We start from the raw sequence: 20595 nt of genomic DNA, 5'->3' as shown, positions 1-20595 counted from the left end.
CGGCGGGCCGACCACGGACGGGAGGCCGGAACGTCCCACGTATCCTTGATCGCGCCATGGTGTATCTGGATCACGCAGCCACGACCGACGTCCGCCCCGAGGTGATCGCCGAGATCTCGGCGCAGCTCGGTGCCCTCGGTAACCCGTCCTCCCTGCACGGACACGGCCGTGCCGCCCGCCGAACGGTGGAGGAGGCGCGCGAGTCGATCGCGGCGGCGGTCGGCGCGACCCCGCACGAGGTCGTCTTCACCGCCGGCGGTACCGAGTCGAACAACATCGCCATCAAGGGCCTGTATTGGGCCCGTAACGCCGAGGACCCCGCACGCACCCGGCTCCTGGTCAGCGCCGTGGAACACCACGCCGCCCTCGATCCGGCCCGGTGGATGGCCGACCACCAGGGCGCCGTGTACGAGGAACTTCCGGTGGACGCGGTCGGCCGGGTGAGCCCGAGCACGCTGCGCGCCGCCATCGAACGCGACCCCGGATCGGTGGCCGTGGTGTCGGTGATGTGGGCCAACAACGAGATCGGCACCCTGCAGCCGGTTCGGGAACTGGCCGCGGTCGCCGCCGAGTTCGGTGTCCCCTTTCACACCGACGCGGTCCAGGCCGTGGGCGTGGAGGACGTGGACTTCGCCGGCAGCGGGGTGAGCGCGCTGACCCTGAGCGGCCACAAGCTCGGTGGCCCGGTGGGCGCCGGTGCCCTGGTCCTGGCACGAGGCCTGACCCCGACCCCGGTCCTGCACGGTGGCGGTCAGGAACGCGACATCCGTTCCGGCACCCTGGCCGCACCGCTCACCCGTGGTCTGGCGACCGCGGTGGGCTTGGCGGTCTCCGAGCGCAGGGAGCACGCCAAACACCTGGCGTCCCTGCGCGACGAACTGGAGGCCGGCGTCCACGCGGCCGTCCCGGACGTGGTGGTCAACGGCGACACCGACCGGCGGTTGCCCGGCATCGCCCACCTGTCCTTCCCCGGCTGTGAGGGCGACGCCCTGTTGATGCTCCTCGACGCCCGAGGCGTCTCCTGCTCGACGGGTTCGGCCTGTTCGGCGGGGGTCGCCCAGCCCAGTCACGTGTTGTTGGCCACCGGGGCCGACACCGAGATGGCGCTGAGCAGCCTGCGCCTGTCCCTGGGGCGGACCTCCACCACGCAGGACGTGGCACGGCTGGTCGCGGAGATCGGCCCGGCGGTCGAGCGCGCTCGTGCCGCCCGCGCCAAGCGCCGCCGCTGACCCACCCCCGAACGGCCCGACCGTGACGGACCGCATACGCGAGGCGGGCCGCACACGAAACACGAAAAGGGGTGGCGGGACCCCGTCCCACCACCCCTGGACGTTCGTCGAACCTTCGTCCGACGCCACCGGGTGTTCGCCGCAGCGTCAGTCGTCGGCGCGGTCGATGGTGACCGACTCCAGCACGACGTCGCTGTTCGGCTTGTCGTTGGCGTCGGTCTCCACGGCGGAGATCGCGTCCACGATCTCCATCGACTCCTCGTCGGCGACCTTGCCGAAGATCGTGTGCATGTTGTTCAGGTGCGGGGTCGGCTCGACCGTGATGAAGAACTGGGAGCCGTTGGTGGCCGGACCCGAGTTGGCCATGGCCAGCATGCCCGGTTCGTCGAAGGTCAGACCGGAGTCGAACTCGTCGGGGAACTGGTAGCCGGGTCCGCCGCGGCCGGTGCCCTCCGGGTCGCCGCCCTGGAGCATGAAGTCCGGGATGATCCGGTGGAAGATCGTCCCGTCGTAGAACCGCTCCTCGCCCGTCTCCGGGTTGGTCGCGAGACCGCCCTCGGCCAGGCCGACGAAGTTGGCGACGGTGATGGGGGCGTCGTCGGGCAGCAGCTCCAGTGCGATGTCGCCCTCGCTGGTGTGCAGGGTCGCGCCCTCCACCCCGGTGATGTCCACCTCGGCGGGCAGCGGGGATTCCTCCGAGGCTTCGGGGGACGGGGAGTCGGTCTCCGGTGCGGGTTCCTCGGACTGGCAGGCCGCGGTGGCGAACAAGGCGGTGCAGGCGAGGATCGATACCGGCAGAGTCAAGCGGTTCATCGGGTTCACTTCCGGAAGGTCAGGTTCGCGGCGGGGCGGCTTCAGCGTACTGCGAATTCGGACGGCCCAGATGTTCGGGACCTATCCGTCCGAACCCCCCGTGGCGCTCAGGGCGAGGACTCCGTCGGGTCCTCGTCGACGTCGCGTTCGCCCTGTTCGAGGCCTTCCTCCCGCTGCTCCCGCCGCCGTTCGAGGCGTTCGCGTTCCTCGCGGGCCTGCAACTCCCTGGCCCGAGCGCGCTGCTCCTCGGCCCGCTCGCGGCACTGCCGCAGGAACGCCTCGTCCTCCTCGGTGGTGGAGGCGCGTGCCCTGCTCGGGTGGTCGTACTCGGGGAACGGCGAGGGCGGCCCCACCGGACCCTCGACGGACGTTCGTTCACGGCGAGGGCGGCCCAGGAGGAACCACGCCGCGGCGCCGATCTTCGGCAGTAACAGGACGATCACCGCCCAAGCGGGCTTGGGCAGGAGGCGGACCCCTTCCGCTTCGGAACCGATGACGTCGAAGAGCACGTAGACCCAGAACACCAGTGACAGGACCGTGGCGATGAGGGCGAGGTAGACCAACAGACCTTCCAATCGGGGGAAACACTCGACAGGGGAAGAACGACATCGCGGACTTTGTGTTGACTTGTCACGGATGGCCGCACCCGTCGAGTCGCTTGACCGGCCACCCGGGGGCAAGAGAAGGTCGAAGCCCGGGGGCTGGGGCGTCGCAACGAGGGTACGTCACTCCAGGCCCCCAGAGGTGTCGGCAGAATCGGGAGAGGTCATGGGCATGAATTCGACGTTGCCGTCGGCGATGTGGCTCCCCTTCGGGGCTCGGATCCTACGTGCCCGCTCCGCCCGAGGGCTCTCACGCAGCGAGCTCGCCAGGAGCGTCGGGGTCACCGACGACAAGCTCCGCGAGGTGGAGGACGCGCATTGCAGACCGGCCCGTTCCCTGGTCGAACGGGTCGACACCGCCCTGGGCACCGAGCACCAACTACTCGACGCCTGGGCCATCGCGTTGCAGGCGGAGGCCTTCCCCAACGAGTTCGGCGACATGAGGGAACTCGGCACCCACGCCGCGCGGTTGTGGGAACACCAGCCCATGACCGTTCCGGTGTTCCTACGTACCCGTGAATACTCGCGGGCGGTGCTGGGCCCGCGGCACTCCGACCTGGAGCCGGACGACATCGAGGCCATGGTGGACGAGGAGATGGCCTACCGCGCGGCGATGACCGGCCCCGAGGGTCCGGCGTTGCGGGTGGTCGTCAACGAATCGGTGCTGCGTCGGCCCCAGGGCGGGGCGGCGGTCCTCAACGGTCAACGCGACTTCCTCGCCGACCTGGTCGAGGCGGGCATCGTCGACCTCGCGACCATCCCCGAGGACACCCCGTACCACCCGGGGCTGGGTGGCGCGTTCCGGATCATGGAGTTCGCCGACCGGCCCAGCATGGTCTACGCCTTCGCCACCCAGGGCGGTGATCTCACCGGCGACAGTGAGGACGTCGGACACTGCCGGAAGGTGCGCGACTCCATCGAGGAGGCGAGCGTCGAGCTCACCCCCGACTCCGAACTGCTCACCGCTCGCCGGCCCGAGGGATGATCCCACGAGCGGGTCGTTGGATGATCGGTGCGGTAATGGTCTTGGGTGCGTACCCGGGCATGGGCTAGGTTGCCGGCCATGGATATCGCTATCACTTCCGGATACGTCGTGCCCGTCGCGGGGGACCCCATCGAGGGCGGGACGGTCCTGATCTCCGACGGTCGCATCACCGCGGTGGGGACGGCGGACGAGATCGCCGTCCCCGAGGGGGCCGAGGTCGTCGACGCCGCGGGCCAGTGGGTCCTGCCCGGCTTCGTCGAGGCGCACGGGCACGTCGGCATCCACGAGGAGACCATCGGCTGGGCCGGTGACGACACCAACGAGATGACCGACCCCAACGGCGCCCGCATGCGTGCCATCGACGCCATCAACCCCGCCGACCAGGGGTTCGTCGACGCGCTGTCGGGCGGTGTCACCAGCTCCGTGATCAAGCCCGGCTCGGGTAACCCCATCGGCGGCCGCACCGTCGCCATCAAGATGTGGGGTCGCAGCGTCGAGGACCGTCTGCTCAAGGAACCCGTCAGCGTCAAGAGTGCCCTGGGCGAGAACCCCAAGCGCGTCTACGGCAACAAGGACTCACTCCCCTCCACCCGGCAGGGTGTGGCCGCGGTCATCCGCGACGCCTTCACCAAGGCCCAGGACTACAAGGTCAAGCGGGACCACGCCACCGAGGAGGGCAAGCCCTTCGACCGTGACAACACGTTGGAGACCCTGGTCCAGGTGCTGGACGGCGAAGTGCCCTGGTGCCAGCACGTGCACCGCGCCGACGACATGCACACCGCGATGCGTCTGGCGGACGAGTTCGGCTACCGGCTCATCATCAACCACTGCACCGAGGGCCACCTGCTGGCCGACGAGATCGCCGCGCGCGACATCCCCGTCATCACCGGCCCGCTGATGACCTCCCGTTCCAAGGTGGAGGTCGGCAATCGGACCCTGGCCAACCCCGGCATCCTGGACCGTGCCGGCGTCAAGGTCGCCCTCACCACCGACGCCCCGGTCATCCCGGTGGAGTTCCTCGTCTACCAGGCGATCCTGTGCGTGAAGGAGGGGATGGACCGCGACTCCGCGATCCGCGCCCTGACCATCAACCCCGCCGAGATCATGGGCCTGGACGACCGTGTGGGTTCCCTCAAGCCCGGCCTGGACGCCGACGTGGTGGTCTGGTCCGGCGACCCGCTCGACATCATGAGCCGTGCCCTGCGCGTGTTCGTGAGCGGTCGCCAGGTGTACACCTACGACCGGGAACGTCGCGAGGGCATCGCCCTGGACCCCTACTACCGGGAGCCCTGAGCACCGGCGTCACCCGCGCCGCGCGCTCCTTCGTCTAAGGAGGGAACGGGCGATCTGAGGCATCCGCGAGGCCGCGGCCGACCCGTCTAAGGGGGCCGCGGCCTCGCGCTTCGATGAGGTCTTCCGATGTGCCGCGGGGGTCCTTAGACCGAGTCTGGGATCAGCCGGGGGAACGGCCCCCGGCCGGTGAACCCCCGGAGAACCCCATGCACCCCGACCACAGCGCCCAGGCCGCCGATCAGTACCGCGCCGAGATGGAGCGGATCGCCCGCGAGGAACGGGCGGCCCGTGAGGCCGCCCGTGCCGACAAGGAACGCGGCGACCGCGAACGCGCCAAGGGCCGAGACCCCGACCATGACCTCGTGGTGTGAACCCTCGGAGTCGTCCGCTCAGTCCACCCGTCGGAAGGGCGCGTCGCCCTCGGGAACCCATCCGTACACCACGCTCACCCGTTCGGTCCCCAACCGCTTGAGGAATCGCTCCTCCTCGCCGGCGGCCGGGGCGGGGGTCAACACCAGCGGAACACCGGAGACGATCGCGGCGGTGAGCACCGACAGGTCCTCGCCCAGGGCCGTCAACGGGGCGTCGGAGGCGACCACCACGGCCAGCCGGTCGCCCTCGGCCAGCCCCCAGGCCTCGGCGCGGGCCCGGCCGGCGGCAACCACCTCGGCGCCGGTCAGCGCGCGCTCGCCCACCTCCAGCGCGGTCTCGCCGGCATCGACGGGATAGGGCTGGAAGTGGTCGCCGTGCCCGCGAACCTCCACCGTGTAGTCGGTGACCATCGCGGGCACCTCCTTGAGCGGCATGCCCAGGGAATCGAGGGAGGTGCCCACGACCTCCTCCGCGCCGCTGTCCTGAGCCGCCGTCAGCAGGTCGGGGCCGGCCACCGACACCTCGGTGTTCGGGGCCACCTCACCCGAACCGTCCAGTACCGCCGACGCGCCCACCGACCAGCAGGACAGCAGCCACGCCATCGACTGCCAGTGCGGCGGCAGGGCCACCGCCACCCGGTCGCCGGGCTGGGTGCCGAAGCCGTCCACCAGCATGTTCGAGGTCTTGGAGACCCAGTTGTCCAGGGTGGCCCGGGACAGCTCCACCCGGTCCCCGAGATCGTCGTAGGAGGTCACGAACGGGCGGGCGGGATCGGCTGAGACGAGAGCGCGCCACAGCGGCGCGGGAGAATCGGACATGGCCCTCATGGTAGGAGCCCCGGGGGAGCGGAGGACGACCGTGGCCGGTGCCACGGCCCCGTCGGGAAGAGGGCGTGCGGGCGGTGCCGGTGTGCGTACCGGTGCCGGAAGTGCCAGAGTTGCCCCATGCGCTTGCTTCCCGGACGGTTCCTCGCCCGTGTGACCGCGCTCCCCGCGATCGCCCTCTCGGCCTGGCTCCTCGTAGCCTTCCCCTTGCTGGTCGCGGGCTGGTTCACTCCGCTGCTCGGGCTCCTTCTGGGGGCGCCCGCGGTGTTGGTGGCCTGCGCGCTGTCGCCCCGCCTGATCCCCGACCTCGACGAGGACCACCTCTCGTGGTGGCCGGTGGTGGCGGTGCTGCTCATCACGGTCGCCTTCGCCGTGGTCCAGATCGCCTACCACGCCGAGGCGTTGGTCATTCGCCGTGATCCCGCCTCCTACGCCATGTACACGTCGTGGATCGCGGAGAACGGGTTCCTGCCCATCCCGCAGCAGCGCGAACTCATAGCCGGTGACGATCCGGCGCTCAACTACCGGAGCCTGGCCCATTACGAGCGCGACGACGTCATCTGGCCACAGTTCATGGCGGGCGCCCCCCTGGTGCTGTCGATCGGCTACTGGCTGGGCGGGCTCGACGGCATGCTCGTCGCCACCCCCATCCTCGGCGCGCTCGGGGTCCTCACCTTCGCCGGGCTCACCGCCCGCCTGGTCGGGGCGCGTTGGGCGCCCCTGGCCGCGCTGGTGCTGGCGGTCTGCCTGCCCCAACAGTGGGTCAGCAGGTTCACCTACAGCGAGCCGCTCGCCCAGATCCTGCTTCTGGGCGGCCTGATCATCGCGTTCGACGCCCTGAGCCGAAGACGCGCCCTCACCGACGGGTGGGGAGCGGGCCACACGCTCGCCGCGATCGCCGGGGTGGTGCTCGGTCTCGGGGTGTTGGTGCGCATCGACGCCATCCGCGACCTGTTGCCGGTGATCGGGTTCGTCGGACTGTTCCTGGTGGCCCGGCGCGGTCAGGCCCTGCCCCTGCTCGGCGGGCTCGTCGTGGGCGTGGTCTACGGGTTGGTCGCGGGGTACGGCTACTCGCTGCCCTACCTGGAGTACCTGTCGGATTCGATGAACCCGCTGCTGCTCATCAGCTCGGTCGTCATCTTCATCACCGTCGTCCTCACCGCCGCGCTCTGGCGGTACGGACTGCCGCACACCGAACGGGTCCGGTGGCTGCCGAACGCGGTCGGCCTGCTCGCGATCCTCGTCATGGTGGGTTTCGCGATCCGCCCGTTGCTGTGGCCGGACTACGGCCACGGCAGCGACTTCACCGACCAGTGGGTCGCGGCGGTCCAACAGACGGAGGGGCTGCCGATCGAGGGCAGTCGCACCTACTACGACATGAGCCTGTACTGGGTGGGCTGGTACGTGGGGCTGGGCACCGTGATGTTCGCGGCCCTCGGGGTCGCCCTGGTGCTGCGCCGACTCACGCTCCGTCGCGACACACAGTGGTTGTTGCCCGCGATGCTGCTCGTGTGGACGGTCGCCACGACCCTGCTGCGTCCGGCCATCACACCGGACCACCCCTGGGCCAGTCGTCGGCTGATCGTGCTGGTCATCCCGGCCTTCATCCTTTTCGCGCTGTGGTTCCTGGCCTGGCTCACCCGCTACTGCGAACGGTCCGTCCGGTACGGCCACGGCGGCCCGCTCGCCCGCTCGCTACCGGCGGTGGTGGCCGCGGGGGCGGCCGTCGCCATGCTCGGCCCCACCCTGGTCACCTCCGCCGCCGGGATCATGGGGTACCGGCAGGACATCGGAACGGTCGCGGCGACCGAACGCCTGTGCGCGTCACTACCGCGGGACGCCTCGGTCATCGTGGTGGACTCGGGGATGGCGGGCGCCTACATGCCGTTGCTCCGCAACGTGTGCGGGGCGCCCACCGCGGCCATGGACGCGCCCGACGAGGAATCGGTGGACCGGGTGGTGGGCGCCGTCTACGAACGGGACCGCACCCCCGTGCTCGCCGCGCCGGAGTGGAACCAACTGGACGAGGTCACCGACGCCGACGAGGCCGAACGCGACTTCTACGTCGTCGCCGACATGGACCCGAGTACGCTCATGGAACCCCCCACCGGTTCCTGGGATTTCCGCGGCAGTGTCTGGACGGTCGTTCCGGAACCCCCGGGATGAGACTTTTCGAGCCCCCACGGCGGTGCCCCGAACCACCGCCCGCCGTTTCCGACAAACCCGCTCCGTCGAGAAGAACACGATGAGTCACGCCGACACCGAACAACCGCGCGAGCGCGCCGACGAACCTCCCGTCCGGGTCACCATCGTCCTGCCCTGTTTCAACGAGGAGGACCACGTCGTCGACGAGGTCAAGCGGATCTGCTCGGCCATGGACGCCTCCGGGTACGGGTACGAACTGCTCGCCGTGGACGACGCCTCCGCCGACGGCACCCTGGACCGCCTGCGCGAGGTCGAACACCTCTTTCCGCGCATGCGAGTGGTCGCCTTCGGACACAACGGAGGCGCCGGCACCGTGAGACGGATCGGCAGCCAACGGGCCCGGGGCGAGTTCGTGGTGTGGACCGACGCGGACATGACCTACCCCAACGAGCGCATCCCCGAACTGGTGGCCATGCTCGAAGCCGACCCCGAGATCGACCAGGTCGTCGGCGCGCGCACCCAGGAGATGGGCACCCACAAGGCGCTGCGGGTCCCCGCCAAGTGGGTGATCCGCAAGATCGCCGAACGCCTCACCAACACCCCCATCCCCGACCTCAACTCCGGGCTCCGGGTGTTCCGCCGGGACGTGGCCCGCCCCTACCTGCGTCTGCTGCCGCCCGGGTTCTCCTGCGTCACCACCATCACGCTGGCGTTCCTGTCCAACCAGCACCAGATCAGGTACGTGCCCATCGAGTACGCCAAGCGCGCCGGAACCTCCAAGTTCCACTTCGTGAGCGACGCCTACCGGTACATCCTCCAGGTGTTGCGCATGGTCATGTACTTCAACCCGCTCAAGGTCCTGATGCCGCCCGCCCTGTGGCTGCTCGGCATCGGCGCCGCCAAGCTGGTCTTCGACCAGGTGCGGAACCTGTTCTATCTGCCGAGCAACACGGTCTTCATCCTCATGACGGGGCTGCTCCTGGCGGCCATCGCCCTGTTGGCCGACCTCATCGTGCGTTCCAGGGAGCACCCGTGAACCGGCGGATCACGCTCGTGGGGCCCGCCCACCCGTACAAGGGCGGCGGAGCCCGGCACACCACCGAACTCGCCCACCGCCTGGCCGCCCAGGGGCACCGGGTCCGGATCGAGTCCTGGCTGGCCCAATATCCGGCCGCCCTGTACCCGGGTGAACAGACCGTCGCCGACCCCGAGGGCGAGCCCTTCCCCGACACCCGGCACGACCTGGCCTGGTATCGGCCGGGTGGTTGGTTCGCGACGGGTCGGCGGCTGGCCCGCACCGAGGACCTGGTGGTGCTCACCCTCTTCTCTCCCGTCCAGGTCCCCGCCTACCTGGGGATCCTGGCCGGACTGCGCTCGGCACGACCGAGCCGAGGAGCCGAGCGAACCCGTGTGGTGGTCCTGTGCCACAACGTCCTGCCGCACGAACGCCGGGCCGTGGACGTCTCCCTGGTCCGCGCCCTGCTGCGTCGGGCCGACGGGGTGCTCACCCACTCGACCGAACAGGCCCACCTGGCCGAGGGGCTGCTCGGTTCCGAGCGTCGTCGGCCGGTGGTCGCGCCGATGCCCCCGCACCTGCCCGACACCGGTGCGCGTTCCGAACCGGAGCCGGGGGAGCGGCGCCACCTGCTCTTCCTCGGGATCGTGCGGCCCTACAAGGGCGTGGACGTGCTGCTGCGGGCGCTGGCCGAGGGTGCGCCCGACGACGTCACCCTGACCGTGGCCGGAGAGTTCTGGGGAGGATCCGCCGACCTGACCGCGTTGGCCCGTCGTCTGGGAGTGGCCGATCGGGTGCGCTTCCGCGAGGGCTACGTGCCCGCGGAGGAGCTCCCCGAGTTGTTCGCCGCCGCTGACGCCATGGTGTTGCCGTACCGTTCGGCCACCGCCAGTCAGAACGTGTGGCTGGCCCACGAGCACGGTCTGCCGGTGATCGCCACCCGGGCGGGAGCCCTCGCCGACCACGTGCGCGAGGGGGTGGACGGGGTGTTGTGCGAGCCGGGCGACGTCGCCGACCTGGCCCGCGCTTTGGCAGAGTTCTATCGTCCGGGGGTGCCGGAGAGGCTGCGCGCGGGCGTGCGCCCGGTGGAGGCCGCCCCGTTCTGGGACGACTACACCGACCGTCTCCTAGGAGCCTGAACGCCGGACTGGAGCCCGAGTTCCACCGCCCCGGTTAGGCTGAATCCCAGGATCCAGCGGGCAGACGCGCGGCGCCGAAGGCGTCGCCGACGGAAGTGGGAAACCAGGCGCAGTGGCGACTTCAGTGCACGAGATCATCGACTCCATCCGTGAGCATTCGTCCTCCAACCACGAGCGTGGTACCCGGTTCGAGAACCTGATGCTCGCCTACCTGCGCGAGGACCCGCTGCACGCGGACCGCTTCACCCAGGTGTGGCGCTGGTCGGAGTGGCCCGGGGCGGCCGGCAACAAGAAGGACGTCGGGATCGACCTGGTCGCCAAGACCGTCGACGACGGGTACTGCGCCATCCAGTGCAAGTTCTACGAGCCGCAGCACACCGTGAGCAAAGCCGACATCGACTCGTTCTTCAGCGCGTCCGGCAAGCACCCCTTCACCGAGCGGATCATCATCTCCACCACCGACAAGTGGGGGGTGAACGCCGAGGACCTCCCCAGCGGTCAACAGCTCCCGACGAGTGTCATCGGACTCGGTGAGATCGAACAGAGCGCCATCGACTGGACTGTGATCCATCCGGAGGTCTCCGTCACCGACACCGGTGAGTGGGTACTCCAGCGAGTCCCCTTCAAGGAACCGCGTCCGCACCAGGTCGAGGCGATCGACGCCGTCTTCGACGGATTCACCGCCCATGGTCGAGGCAAGCTCATCATGGCCTGCGGTACCGGCAAGACCTTCACCTCCCTGAAGGTCGCCGAGAGCCTCGCCGCCGACCTGTCCGCCGACAAGGACGGCGAACCCACCCGCGTCCTGTTCCTGGTGCCCTCGATCTCGCTGCTCTCCCAGACTCTGCGCGAGTGGTCGTCCCAGTGCCGCATCCCGCTGCACCCCTTCGCGGTGTGCTCGGACACCAAGGTCGGCAAGAAGCATCAGGCCGGCGACTTCCAGGACATGAGCGCCAAGGACCTGGCGCTGCCCGCCACCACCGATTCCGCCAAGCTGGTCCGGCAGGTCGAGACGGTCTCCGAGACGATGAACGTCCCCGATGGCGGCGCCCTTCAGGTCGTCTTCTCCACCTACCAGTCCATCCAGGCTGTGCACGAGGCGCAAAGGGCGGGCCTGGCCGACTTCGACCTGGTCATCTGCGACGAGGCGCACCGCACCACCGGGGTGACCCTGGCCGGGGCGAGTGAATCGCACTTCGTCAAGGTGCACGACAACAACTACCTACGGGCCGACCGGCGCCTGTACATGACCGCCACACCTCGCCTGTTCAACGAGGAGACCCAGTCGGCCGCCAAGGCCAAGGACGCCGTCCTGTGCTCGATGGACGACGAGGAACTGTACGGTCCCGAGTTCCACCGGCTGGGTTTCGGCGCGGCGGTGGAACAGGACCTGCTCACCGACTACAAGGTATTGATCCTCAACATCGACACGGACTTTCTGCCTGCCGCCCTCCAAGAGCAGATGTCGCATGACAGTGAGCTCGACATCGGTGACGCCGCCCGCATCGTCGGTTGCTGGAGTGGGCTGGCCAAACAGGCGGGAAAGACCCCGGAAGGGCAGGGGTTCGATCCGGGTGAGGCGCCCATGAAGCGTGCGGTGGCCTTCGCTCGCGACATCGCCGACTCCAAACGCATCAAGAAGTACTTCGCCTCGGTGGTGGACGCCCTCGACTCCGGTCCGGACGCGCGGGAGGAGGGCCGTCTGCGCTGCGAGATCGAGCACGTGGACGGCGGGTTCAACGCGATGGAGCGCAACCGGCTCCTGGACTGGTTGAAGGAGGACCCGGGCGAGGACAACTGCCGCATCCTGTCCAACGCCCGCTGTCTGTCCGAGGGGGTGGACGTCCCCGACCTGGACGCGGTGCTGTTCCTGCACCCGCGCAACTCGGTGGTGGACGTGGTCCAGTCGGTGGGCCGGGTGATGCGCAAGGCCGAGGGCAAGGAGTTCGGCTACATCATCCTTCCGGTCGGTGTGCCCAGCTCGCTCAAGCCCGAGGAGGCGCTGCGGGACAACAAGCGCTACCGGGTGGTCTGGCAGGTGCTCCAGGCCCTGCGTGCCCACGATGACCGATTCAACGCCACCGTCAACCAGATGGACTTCAACAAGAACAAGCCCAGCAACATCATGGTGGGCGCGGTCGGCGCCGAGGACTTCGACGGCTCCAGGGAGGGCATCGAGGGTCAGGACGACAGTGCCGCCGCGGAGCAGACCGAGCAGACGATGCTCTCCTGGGACGTGGAGGAGTGGCGGGACGCCGTCTACACCCGCATCGTGGAGAAGGTGGGGGAGCGGCACTACTGGGAGGACTGGGCCAAGGACATCGCCCAGATCGCCGAGAGGCACGTGTCCCGCATCAAGGTGGCCGTCGCCGACCCGACCTCGGACAAGGGCGAGGCCTTCGCCCGCTTCGTCGCCGAGCTGCGGGCCAACCTGAACCCGGGCGTGACGCACGAGTCCGCGATCGACATGCTCGCCCAGCACATGATCACCAAACCGGTGTTCGACGCGTTGTTCGGCGACTACGCGTTCTCCCAGCAGAACCCGGTGTCGGTGGCCATGGAGAAGATCCTCCAGGTGCTGGAGGACCAGTCGATCGGTAACGAGGCCAAGACCCTGGAGGGGTTCTACGCCTCGGTGCGCACCCGGGCGGAGGGCATCGACAACCACGAGGGCCGCCAGCGGGTCATCACCGAGCTGTACGAGAAGTTCTTCAAGGAGGCCCTGCCCAAGACCGCCGAGGCCTTCGGGATCGTGTACACCCCGATGGAGGTCGTCGACTTCATCCTGCGCGCCACCAACCAGGCGCTGTACAAGCACTTCGACCAGACCCTGTCGAGCGAGAACGTGCACGTCATCGACCCGTTCACCGGGACGGGCACGTTCGTGGTGCGGCTGCTCCAGTCGGGGCTGATCAAACAGGAGGACCTGCTCCGTAAGTACACCCGGGAGCTGCACGCCAACGAGATCGTGCTGTTGGCGTACTACATCGCGGCGGTCAACATCGAGGCCGCCTTCCACCAGCAGCACGAAGGGGAGTACACCCCGTTCGAGGGGATCGTGCTCACCGACACCTTCCAGTTGGCGGAGGACCGGGGCGCGGCGATCAAGGGCAGCATGCTGGGCGAGAACAGCGAGCGCGCGGCCCGGCAGGAGGGTCAGGACCTGCGGGTGATCATCGGTAACCCGCCCTACTCCTCGGGTCAGACCAGCCAGAACGACAACAACCAGAACCAGAAGTACCCGGCGCTGGATGTTCGGATCACCGACACCTACGCGGCCAGGTCCACCGCCCAGAACAAGAACTCGCTGTACGACTCCTACATCCGCGCGATCCGGTGGGCCTCGGACCGGCTCACCGACACAGGGGTCATCGCCTACGTCTCCAACGGTGGATACATCGACGGCAACACCGCCGATGGTCTACGCAAGAGCCTGACCAGCGAATTCGACACCATCTACTGCTTCAACCTGCGCGGGAACCAGCGTACGGCCGGTGAACAGTCCCGGATGGAGGGCGGCAAGGTCTTCGGTTCGGGCAGCCGGAGCACGGTGGCGATCCTGATCCTGGTCAAGGACGGTAGCGGCCGGGATGGTTGCGAGCTGTTCTACCGGGACATCGGCGACTACCTGAGCCGTGATCAGAAGCTTGAAATCGTGGCCCAGAGCGAGCTGGACACGGTGCCCTGGCAGCGGATCACTCCGAGCGAGGAGGGGGACTGGGTCAACCAGCGTGACCCGAGGTTCCCGACGTTCCGAGCGATCGGGGAACAGGACAGTGACCGGGGGGTGTTCGCGTCATATTCATCAGGTTTGAAAACCGGACGTGACGCCTGGGTCTACAACTACGACGACGCTGTCCTGAACCAGAACGTGGGTCGCATGGTCGACTTCTACAACTCCCAGGTCGACGCCTTCAAGAAGCACATCCGGGCGGAAGGGATCATCAACCCCACGCTGTCGGATGTCGAGTCCTTCATCAGCTACGACTCCGAGAGGATCAGCTGGAACCGGGCAGACAAGACAGGTGTGAAGAACGGTAAGAAGTACTCGTTCAACGAGGAGAATATCCTCACTGGCACCTACAGGCCGTTCAACAAGCAGCAGGTTTGCTTCGACCGGCGACTGAACGACATGGTCTACCTGTTGCCTTCGATGTTCCCCAGCCCAGAGCTGGGGAACATCGGCTTCTACACGACTGGTACTGGAAATTCGGAGCCCTTCTCCGTCCTCATGATGGATACCCTTCCTGACCTGCATGCGGTCGGGACCATGAGCGTTGGCCCTCTCCTTCCTCGCTACACCTACCGGGAGACCGGCAACGGGGACGACCTTTTCAGCGGTGGCGAAGAGCCTGGCTGGGAGCGGGTCGACAACATCACGGACAAGGCGCTTGCGGACTACCGACAAACCTACGGTTCCGGGGTCACCAAGGACGACGTCTTCTTCTACGTCTACGGCCTTCTCCACTCTTCGGACTATCGTGCCCAGTTCGCGGCGGACCTGAAGAAGTCCCTTCCCCGAATCCCCAAGGTCGCGGGCTTCCACGCCTTCGCTGACGCAGGCCGGAAGCTCTCCAAGCTCCACATCGGTTATGAAGCCGTGCAGCCGTATCCGTTGGAGGAGAAGGTCACAGGACCCACGCCCACGCCCCTGGCAGAGCTGTACCGGGTCAAGAAGATGAAGTTCCAGAGCAAGGACGACCGCTCAGCGATCATCTACAACAACCGCGTGACCGTGTCGGGTATCCCTGAGCGGGCCTACCAGTACCAGTTGGGGGCGCGCTCGGCGATCGAGTGGATCATCGACCGCTACCAGGTCAAGACTCACAAAGAGAGTGGCATCGTCAACGACCCCAACGACTGGTCGGAGGACCCGCGCTACATCATCGATCTTCTGGGGCGGATCGTGACGGTGAGTCTGGAGACGGTGGACATCGTGGAAGGACTGCCCGAGCTGGAGATCCTCAAGAACTAGTCGTGTGGGAGGTGCCTGCGGTGGGTGAGGGCCCACCGCAGGCAGGGTGCTGGCCGACTACCGCAGAGCGCTTCTAAGGAAGCCGTTCCACTCAGAGGCGGGGAAGGGGAAGTGCCCGGCGTCGGGGTGCTTGGAGTCGCGGATGGCCGCGCCGCAGGGGAGGCCAGCCACCTCCACGCAGTCTTGGCCGGCGCCGCTGTAGCTGCTTTTTCGGAAGTCCAAGTCTGTCACGATTCACCCTCTAGAGATGCTGATATGTCTTGGACGAAGTCTAGGCTTTGTGTCACTGTCAGCGATGCATTGTGCGCTTCGCGCCAGATGGCATCGTATCGGCGGACTTCAGCTTCTTCTTCGAGGAAGAGTCCAGCTGTGGGGATCTCAGCGAAGCAAACTGTGGGGTCGGCAGGCTCAGAGAATTCCATGATCTGGAAGCCACCGAGGTTTGCAGCGTGCATTCCTGCTGAGAACGGCAGGACGTGGATGGAGATGTGTGGTCGCTTAGCCATATGAACGAGATGTGTGAGTTGTGCACGCATGGCAGCCTCTCCGCCTGCTGGGCGTCGGAGCGCTGCTTCGTCAATGATGGCCGCGTACTCAGGCGGGTAGAGACGGGCCAGGATGTTCTGTCGTTCCATACGGGCTTCAACGTGCCGTCGGATCTCGGTCTCTGCGTAGGTGTTCGTTCCGGTGAAGACTGCACGCGTGTATTCAGGGGTTTGTAGCAGCCCGGGGATGACCTGTGGTTGATAGGTGCGGATCAAGGACGCTTCGACCTCGAAAGCGGGGAGTCCGCTGGTACCGAAGAGTTCCTTGTACCTGTACCACCAGCCCTTTTCGTTGGACTCCCGGTACAGCTGATGGAACGCTTCGCGGGTCTCATCGTTGACCTGGTACAGGTCAGCGAGTGCATCAAGGTCACGTGCGCGTGTACGTCGTGACTCGGCGTTCTCGATCTTGCTGAGAGTGGTTCGGGGGACGCCTGCTCTCTTGGATGCCTCTTCGAGGGTCAGCTCGTGTTGCTCCCTCAGGTGCCGTAGCTCGAAGCCGAGCCGTCGTAGGCGGATGGTCGGGCTGTGTGGGCGTTGCATGGGACCAGCCTAATCAAAGGTTGCCGGAAATCCCAGTTTTAGCTTGACAGGGAAGGATTTCCAGAGACACTATGAAGATGTAGTCAGTGACGGGTGGATCACTCAGGGTTCATCTGGCCAGGCTATGTCTTGCCCGTTCCGCGCATCACGGCCTCCGTGAGACTCCTCCAACGGGTGCTTTGCATGATCCCCCGACTCATGTGTTCAGCCATGCCAAGGAGTGTGTTCGTCATGCCCGAAACCGTCTTCGCGCCCGCCCCTTTCCCGGTTCAGGGGGAGGCTCTGGTTCCGTTGGCCAGCTTCATCCGGCCGTTCCAGCGCCACTACTTCTCCGGCTTCCCAGAGCGGCCCAACTACCGGGCGCGTAGCTATGACTTCGCCGGGGTTCCGGCCCTGATGCCGCTGGTGCGCGCGTTCCTGGACACCTGCGCGGCCACCGAAACGACCGACTACCGCTACCTGTTCACCCTGCTGGGCAGCGAACTCGCCAACAACGCGGTCCGGCACAGCCTCTCGGGGCGGCCCGGTGGTACCTACACCCTGCGGGTGCGCCGCGACAAGGAAGGACTCCGCCTGGCCTGCCGTGACCGGGGCGGACTGTGCACCCGCAACGCCCGCCTCATTCCGGCCCCGGGCGGGCTCAACCTGAGCGCCGAATCCGGACGCGGGCTGGCCATGGTCGATGCCTTGGCCACCATGTGGGGCGACAACGGCAACGCCGAGTACCGCACCGTCTGGCTGTACCTGGCCTACGACCTGGCCGAAAGCGGCTGGAACACCGCCGCTCTCAACTGAGTCTTGAACTCAGACATGTCGACGAGGACATGAGACGGGCCCAGGAGAGCGCGCCAACGCTCTTCCGGGCCCTGAACCCCCGAACACCCAAACCGTACATAAGCAAGGAAAACGAGGATCTGATGAACCACCCTATCCCCGCGCCGCGTCGCCCCGTGGACACTCGCCCCATCCATGCCACCGGCACGACCTTCACCCCGGCCCCGCCCCGCCCGGCCCCCGCCACCGGTCCGGTCTGTGTGTCCTGTGACCATCGCACCTGCCGCAGCCAGCGCGCCCGCACCCTGCCCCGACTGGGTGGACACCGCTCCGAGTTCTCCCGCGAACACGCCCAGGCCGCCCAGGTCCAAGCCCAAAACCGCCACCTGCTCATCTATTTCGGTGAGGCCACCCAGTCGTTCTGGATCGCCACCCCCTCCGGCCTGGTCGAAGCCCGCGACGTGGACGAACTCCTCCTGAAACTGTGGCCGCACACCGACCGGCCCGCCATACGGCCCTGGGCTCGGAACCTCGGCAGTCCCCGCGTCCCGGCCATGGCCTGACGCACCGCCACTTGACACAGAGGGGACGCGTCGCGAGAGAGGGAAGCCCAGCGCGTGGTCCGGTCCCGCGTCGTCGCCCCGAGGACCCGGAACGGAGGTCCACGGCACGAGATCCCCCATCGTGGACCGTCATCCCACCCCGCCACACCATCGACCACGCTAGGCTTCGATCCGTGACTGACACCTCGATTCGCACCAGGTTCGCACCGTCTCCGACCGGCATGTTCCACGTGGGCAACGCCCGGTCCCTGCTGCTGAACTGGGTGGTCGCACGACAATCCGGCGGCACCATGGTGCTGCGGATCGAGGACACCGACGCCGCCCGCTCCCGCCCGGAATGGACCGAGGGCATCCTGTCCGCGATGGCGTGGCTGGGCGTGGACTCCACCCAGTACGAGGGCCCCTACTCCCAGACCGACTACGCCGACAAGCACACCGACGCCGCCCAGCGTCTGTTGAAGGAGGGCCTGGCCTACTACTGCGACTGTAAGCGCGAACAGGTCCAGGCCCGCCGGGACAAACCCAACCTGGGTTATGACGGGTTCTGCCGGGAGCGAGGTCTGGAGGCCGGCCCGGGGCGGGCCTTGCGTTTCCGTATCCACGAGGGTGGGCCGACCGTGGTCGAGGACCAGATCCGGGGCCAGGTGGAGTTTCCACACGAGGCCCTGGAGGACTTCGTCATCGCCCGTGGCGACGGGACCGCCCTGTTCGTGTTGGCGAACGTGGTGGACGACGTCGAGATGGGAATCACGCACGTCATCCGGGGCGAGGAGCACCTGTCCAACACCCCCAAGCAGCAGTTGCTGTGGGAGTCGCTGGGGCACACCGCGCCGGTATGGGCGCACGCTCCGGTGCTGGTGAACGAGAAGCGCCAGAAGCTGTCCAAGCGCCGTGACAAGGTCGCGATGGAGTCCTACCAGGCCGAGGGTTTCCTGCCCGAGACCATGGTCAACTACCTGATGCTGCTGGGCTGGGCGCCGGGCGAGGACCGGGAGATCATGCCGATCGAGGAGATGATCCCGCTCTTCGACCTGGCCGACGTCAACTCCTCGCCGGCGTTCTTCGACGAGAAGAAGCTGCGGGCCTTCAACGGCGACTACATCCGCGCCCTGGGCGTGGACGAGTTCGTCAAGCGCTGCGCCCCCTACTTGGAGGGCGATGGGGTGCCGTGGCGGCCTGAGAACTTCGACGGGGAGATGTTCGCGCGGATCGCCCCGCTGGCGCAGAGCCGGGTGGCGGTGCTCAGCGAGATCGTGCCGAACGTGGACTTTCTGTTCCTGGACTCGCCGGTCTACGACGAGAAGAGCTGGGCCAAGGCCATGAAGCCTGATCTCGGTGCGGAGATGCTCACCGCCGCGATGGCCGTCTATGGGGACGAGGCCCTGCCTTGGGAAGCGGAGTCCCTCAAGGGCGCCCTTGAGCGGGCCGGGGCCGCCCAAGGGCTCAAACTCGGCAAGGCTCAGGCGCCGGTCCGGGTGGCGGTGACCGGACGCACGGTCGGGCTTCCGCTCTTCGAGTCACTGGAGCTGCTGGGCCGGGAACGCACACTGGAGCGGCTCCGGGCAGCGCTGGACCGGCTCAACGCCTGACGAGCCGAAACCAGACGCGCGGACAGCAGCTGAGAAGGAAGGACTTCCAGGAGCTCTGAGGCTCGGGGCCCGCTTCGCTGACCGGTGAGTACCCAGCGCACCGGATGCGGAACCGGGCCCTTCCTGCTGCCACGAGACCAGGCATCCAGCCATCGCACAGCCTCTTCGGATCGTTCCGGGGGCGGTTCGTAATCGACCACCGTATTGGTGAGTGCTCGGCACAGCCGACTCTGCTGGGGGAGCGGTCTCGGGTGGTGCCGGGCCACCCACGCGATGACATGTGAGGGGCAATCAGGGCAGAGGGCGCGTAGTTCCCATTGAGCGTCCTCCGGATCGAGAGTCGCGGAGATCTTCCGATCCAAGGATCGAAGGTGCTTCTCGTCCAGGTAGCCGTCGCCACGCAACGGAAGAATGGTGCGCATCCGGTCCACCAACGCGGAGAAACCCGTCCCCTCCGTGATCTGCGTCGAGTCGGACAGGTACGGCTGAGCCAGGAAGTACCGCAGTGTCGAGGGCCGAATGCCTTGCCTGAGCAGGTCGGCGACGCGCGGTGTCGCAGGTCCTGGTTCCAGCAGTTTGGGTAGGAACAGGTGGGCCGGAGAAGTCCGCCCGCCGCTGAGAACCCAGTACAGGCGGACCTGGATGGGTGTGGCACCTCGTTTGTCCGTTCCCCGAACGACAAGGTTGCTCCGGTTGTCGATGTCGTCCACCACCGTGGCCAGGTGCCACAGGGCGCGGCCGTCGCTGCGGATGAGAGGCACCATGTCCTGAGTGGGAGTGCGGGGAATGGAAGCGTTCACGGACGTGCACGCGGTCAGAGACTCGGGGCAGACCCCTTCCGCCTCCATGAACCGATCGACGGCGGCCACATCGAGGCAGGGGAGCCCTCGCACCGTAACCAGGAGCCGTAACGCGGCCAGATGCCGTAGCGCCTCACGATAACGGTCACCACGTCGGCTCTGCCGAAAGGCGTTCTTCTCACCATCGATCGGTATCTGCGCGATCTGGGTGAGCTCGTCCAGGAGGCCTTGCCGGTGTTCGTCGCGGCTGCGCCGGCTGTCGCTGTCATCCCATCGGACCACCACGTGTGCCCGAGAGCCGAGGTGCCGTGCGGCGCTGTGGGCGAAGAGAGCGGTGAGGAGGTGGGTACGCAGCACCCCGACTCGGAACGAAGCGTGATTGGGTGAGA

Annotated in this window: 15 protein-coding genes and 1 pseudogene; 11 read left to right on the top strand and 5 right to left on the bottom strand. The window is 67.5% G+C overall.

Going from position 1 to position 20595, the window contains the following annotated elements; translation table 11 throughout:
- Nucleotides 1-56 precede the first annotated feature (56 nt).
- Complete coding sequence (locus tag ACWGKS_RS10465; RefSeq protein WP_452455246.1) at nucleotides 57-1229, top strand: cysteine desulfurase family protein; 1173 nt, start codon at nucleotides 57-59, stop codon at nucleotides 1227-1229.
- Between the two features lie 147 nt (nucleotides 1230-1376).
- Here the strand turns inward: ACWGKS_RS10465 and ACWGKS_RS10460 are convergent, their stop codons facing one another.
- On the bottom strand, nucleotides 1377-2042 hold the full coding sequence (locus ACWGKS_RS10460) for a peptidylprolyl isomerase (protein ID WP_358503412.1): 666 nt from the start codon (nucleotides 2040-2042) through the stop codon (nucleotides 1377-1379).
- 107 nt (nucleotides 2043-2149) lie between these two features.
- Complete coding sequence (locus tag ACWGKS_RS10455) at nucleotides 2150-2605, bottom strand: PLD nuclease N-terminal domain-containing protein (protein WP_452455247.1); 456 nt, start codon at nucleotides 2603-2605, stop codon at nucleotides 2150-2152.
- 211 nt (nucleotides 2606-2816) lie between these two features.
- Between ACWGKS_RS10455 and ACWGKS_RS10450 the strand changes: the two genes are divergently transcribed.
- The 3 genes from ACWGKS_RS10450 to ACWGKS_RS10440 all read left to right on the top strand — a co-directional run bounded on the left by ACWGKS_RS10450 (nucleotide 2817) and on the right by ACWGKS_RS10440 (nucleotide 5293).
- Entirely contained in the window at nucleotides 2817-3629 is an 813-nt protein-coding gene (locus ACWGKS_RS10450; RefSeq protein WP_358503406.1) for a helix-turn-helix domain-containing protein, read from the top strand.
- A 78-nt stretch (nucleotides 3630-3707) separates the two neighbouring features.
- Nucleotides 3708-4922 carry an amidohydrolase gene (locus tag ACWGKS_RS10445; RefSeq protein ID WP_452455248.1) on the top strand — a complete coding sequence of 405 codons (1215 nt, stop codon included), beginning with the start codon at nucleotides 3708-3710 and terminating at the stop codon, nucleotides 4920-4922.
- A gap of 206 nt (nucleotides 4923-5128) precedes the next feature.
- Nucleotides 5129-5293, top strand: coding sequence for a hypothetical protein (locus ACWGKS_RS10440; protein WP_358503400.1), 165 nt, complete (start codon nucleotides 5129-5131; stop codon nucleotides 5291-5293).
- An 18-nt stretch (nucleotides 5294-5311) separates the two neighbouring features.
- Here ACWGKS_RS10440 and ACWGKS_RS10435 read toward each other — a convergent pair whose 3' ends face one another.
- On the bottom strand, nucleotides 5312-6112 hold the full coding sequence (locus ACWGKS_RS10435; RefSeq protein ID WP_452522413.1) for a TIGR03089 family protein: 801 nt from the start codon (nucleotides 6110-6112) through the stop codon (nucleotides 5312-5314).
- A 126-nt stretch (nucleotides 6113-6238) separates the two neighbouring features.
- Here ACWGKS_RS10435 and ACWGKS_RS10430 point away from each other — a divergent pair, with 126 nt between their 5' ends.
- The 4 genes from ACWGKS_RS10430 to ACWGKS_RS10415 all read left to right on the top strand — a co-directional run bounded on the left by ACWGKS_RS10430 (nucleotide 6239) and on the right by ACWGKS_RS10415 (nucleotide 15392).
- Nucleotides 6239-8284, top strand: coding sequence for a hypothetical protein (locus tag ACWGKS_RS10430; RefSeq protein WP_452455249.1), 2046 nt, complete (start codon nucleotides 6239-6241; stop codon nucleotides 8282-8284).
- 79 nt (nucleotides 8285-8363) lie between these two features.
- Nucleotides 8364-9299: a glycosyltransferase family 2 protein gene (locus ACWGKS_RS10425; RefSeq protein ID WP_452522411.1), complete on the top strand. Its 936-nt coding sequence runs from the start codon at nucleotides 8364-8366 to the stop codon at nucleotides 9297-9299.
- Entirely contained in the window at nucleotides 9296-10417 is a 1122-nt protein-coding gene (locus tag ACWGKS_RS10420) for a glycosyltransferase family 4 protein (RefSeq protein WP_452522409.1), read from the top strand. The genes ACWGKS_RS10425 and ACWGKS_RS10420 overlap by 4 nt, the downstream gene beginning before the upstream one ends.
- 112 nt (nucleotides 10418-10529) lie before the next feature.
- A complete protein-coding gene (locus ACWGKS_RS10415) occupies nucleotides 10530-15392 on the top strand; it encodes a DEAD/DEAH box helicase (protein WP_452522407.1) in 4863 nt (1620 codons plus the stop codon).
- A gap of 57 nt (nucleotides 15393-15449) precedes the next feature.
- On the opposite strand, the pseudogene ACWGKS_RS10410 reads toward ACWGKS_RS10415, so the two are convergent.
- Together ACWGKS_RS10410 and ACWGKS_RS10405 are read right to left on the bottom strand one after the other, a co-directional pair.
- Nucleotides 15450-15608, bottom strand: a pseudogene (locus ACWGKS_RS10410) (DUF397 domain-containing protein); the annotation flags it as partial.
- 11 nt (nucleotides 15609-15619) lie between these two features.
- Nucleotides 15620-16480: a helix-turn-helix domain-containing protein gene (locus ACWGKS_RS10405; protein WP_452522405.1), complete on the bottom strand. Its 861-nt coding sequence runs from the start codon at nucleotides 16478-16480 to the stop codon at nucleotides 15620-15622.
- Between the two features lie 231 nt (nucleotides 16481-16711).
- On the opposite strand from ACWGKS_RS10405, the gene ACWGKS_RS10400 reads away from it, so the two are divergent.
- The 3 genes from ACWGKS_RS10400 to gltX all read left to right on the top strand — a co-directional run bounded on the left by ACWGKS_RS10400 (nucleotide 16712) and on the right by gltX (nucleotide 19406).
- Nucleotides 16712-17275 carry an ATP-binding protein gene (locus ACWGKS_RS10400; RefSeq protein ID WP_452522403.1) on the top strand — a complete coding sequence of 188 codons (564 nt, stop codon included), beginning with the start codon at nucleotides 16712-16714 and terminating at the stop codon, nucleotides 17273-17275.
- 122 nt (nucleotides 17276-17397) lie between these two features.
- On the top strand, nucleotides 17398-17817 hold the full coding sequence (locus ACWGKS_RS10395; RefSeq protein ID WP_452522401.1) for a hypothetical protein: 420 nt from the start codon (nucleotides 17398-17400) through the stop codon (nucleotides 17815-17817).
- 173 nt (nucleotides 17818-17990) lie between these two features.
- Nucleotides 17991-19406: a glutamate--tRNA ligase gene (gltX, locus tag ACWGKS_RS10390; protein WP_452522399.1), complete on the top strand. Its 1416-nt coding sequence runs from the start codon at nucleotides 17991-17993 to the stop codon at nucleotides 19404-19406.
- Nucleotides 19407-20595: the final 1189 nt, after the last annotated feature.

This window comes from Nocardiopsis sp. NPDC055879, assembly GCF_053615935.1.
The sequence above is the reverse complement of the archived record's forward strand: the minus strand, read 5'-3'. Positions and strand labels throughout refer to the sequence as shown.

What these genes read in the sequence shown, in the direction of transcription:
- ACWGKS_RS10465 (WP_452455246.1), top strand. Translation starts at nt 57, where the DNA reads ATGGTGTATCTGGATCACGCAGCCACGACCGACGTCCGCCCCGAGGTG.
- ACWGKS_RS10460 (WP_358503412.1), bottom strand. Translation starts at nt 2,042, where the DNA reads ATGAACCGCTTGACTCTGCCGGTATCGATCCTCGCCTGCACCGCCTTG.
- ACWGKS_RS10450 (WP_358503406.1), top strand. Translation starts at nt 2,817, where the DNA reads ATGAATTCGACGTTGCCGTCGGCGATGTGGCTCCCCTTCGGGGCTCGG.
- ACWGKS_RS10445 (WP_452455248.1), top strand. Translation starts at nt 3,708, where the DNA reads ATGGATATCGCTATCACTTCCGGATACGTCGTGCCCGTCGCGGGGGAC.
- ACWGKS_RS10440 (WP_358503400.1), top strand. Translation starts at nt 5,129, where the DNA reads ATGCACCCCGACCACAGCGCCCAGGCCGCCGATCAGTACCGCGCCGAG.
- ACWGKS_RS10435 (WP_452522413.1), bottom strand. Translation starts at nt 6,112, where the DNA reads ATGTCCGATTCTCCCGCGCCGCTGTGGCGCGCTCTCGTCTCAGCCGAT.
- ACWGKS_RS10430 (WP_452455249.1), top strand. Translation starts at nt 6,239, where the DNA reads ATGCGCTTGCTTCCCGGACGGTTCCTCGCCCGTGTGACCGCGCTCCCC.
- ACWGKS_RS10425 (WP_452522411.1), top strand. Translation starts at nt 8,364, where the DNA reads ATGAGTCACGCCGACACCGAACAACCGCGCGAGCGCGCCGACGAACCT.
- ACWGKS_RS10405 (WP_452522405.1), bottom strand. Translation starts at nt 16,480, where the DNA reads ATGCAACGCCCACACAGCCCGACCATCCGCCTACGACGGCTCGGCTTC.
- ACWGKS_RS10400 (WP_452522403.1), top strand. Translation starts at nt 16,712, where the DNA reads ATGCCCGAAACCGTCTTCGCGCCCGCCCCTTTCCCGGTTCAGGGGGAG.
- ACWGKS_RS10395 (WP_452522401.1), top strand. Translation starts at nt 17,398, where the DNA reads ATGAACCACCCTATCCCCGCGCCGCGTCGCCCCGTGGACACTCGCCCC.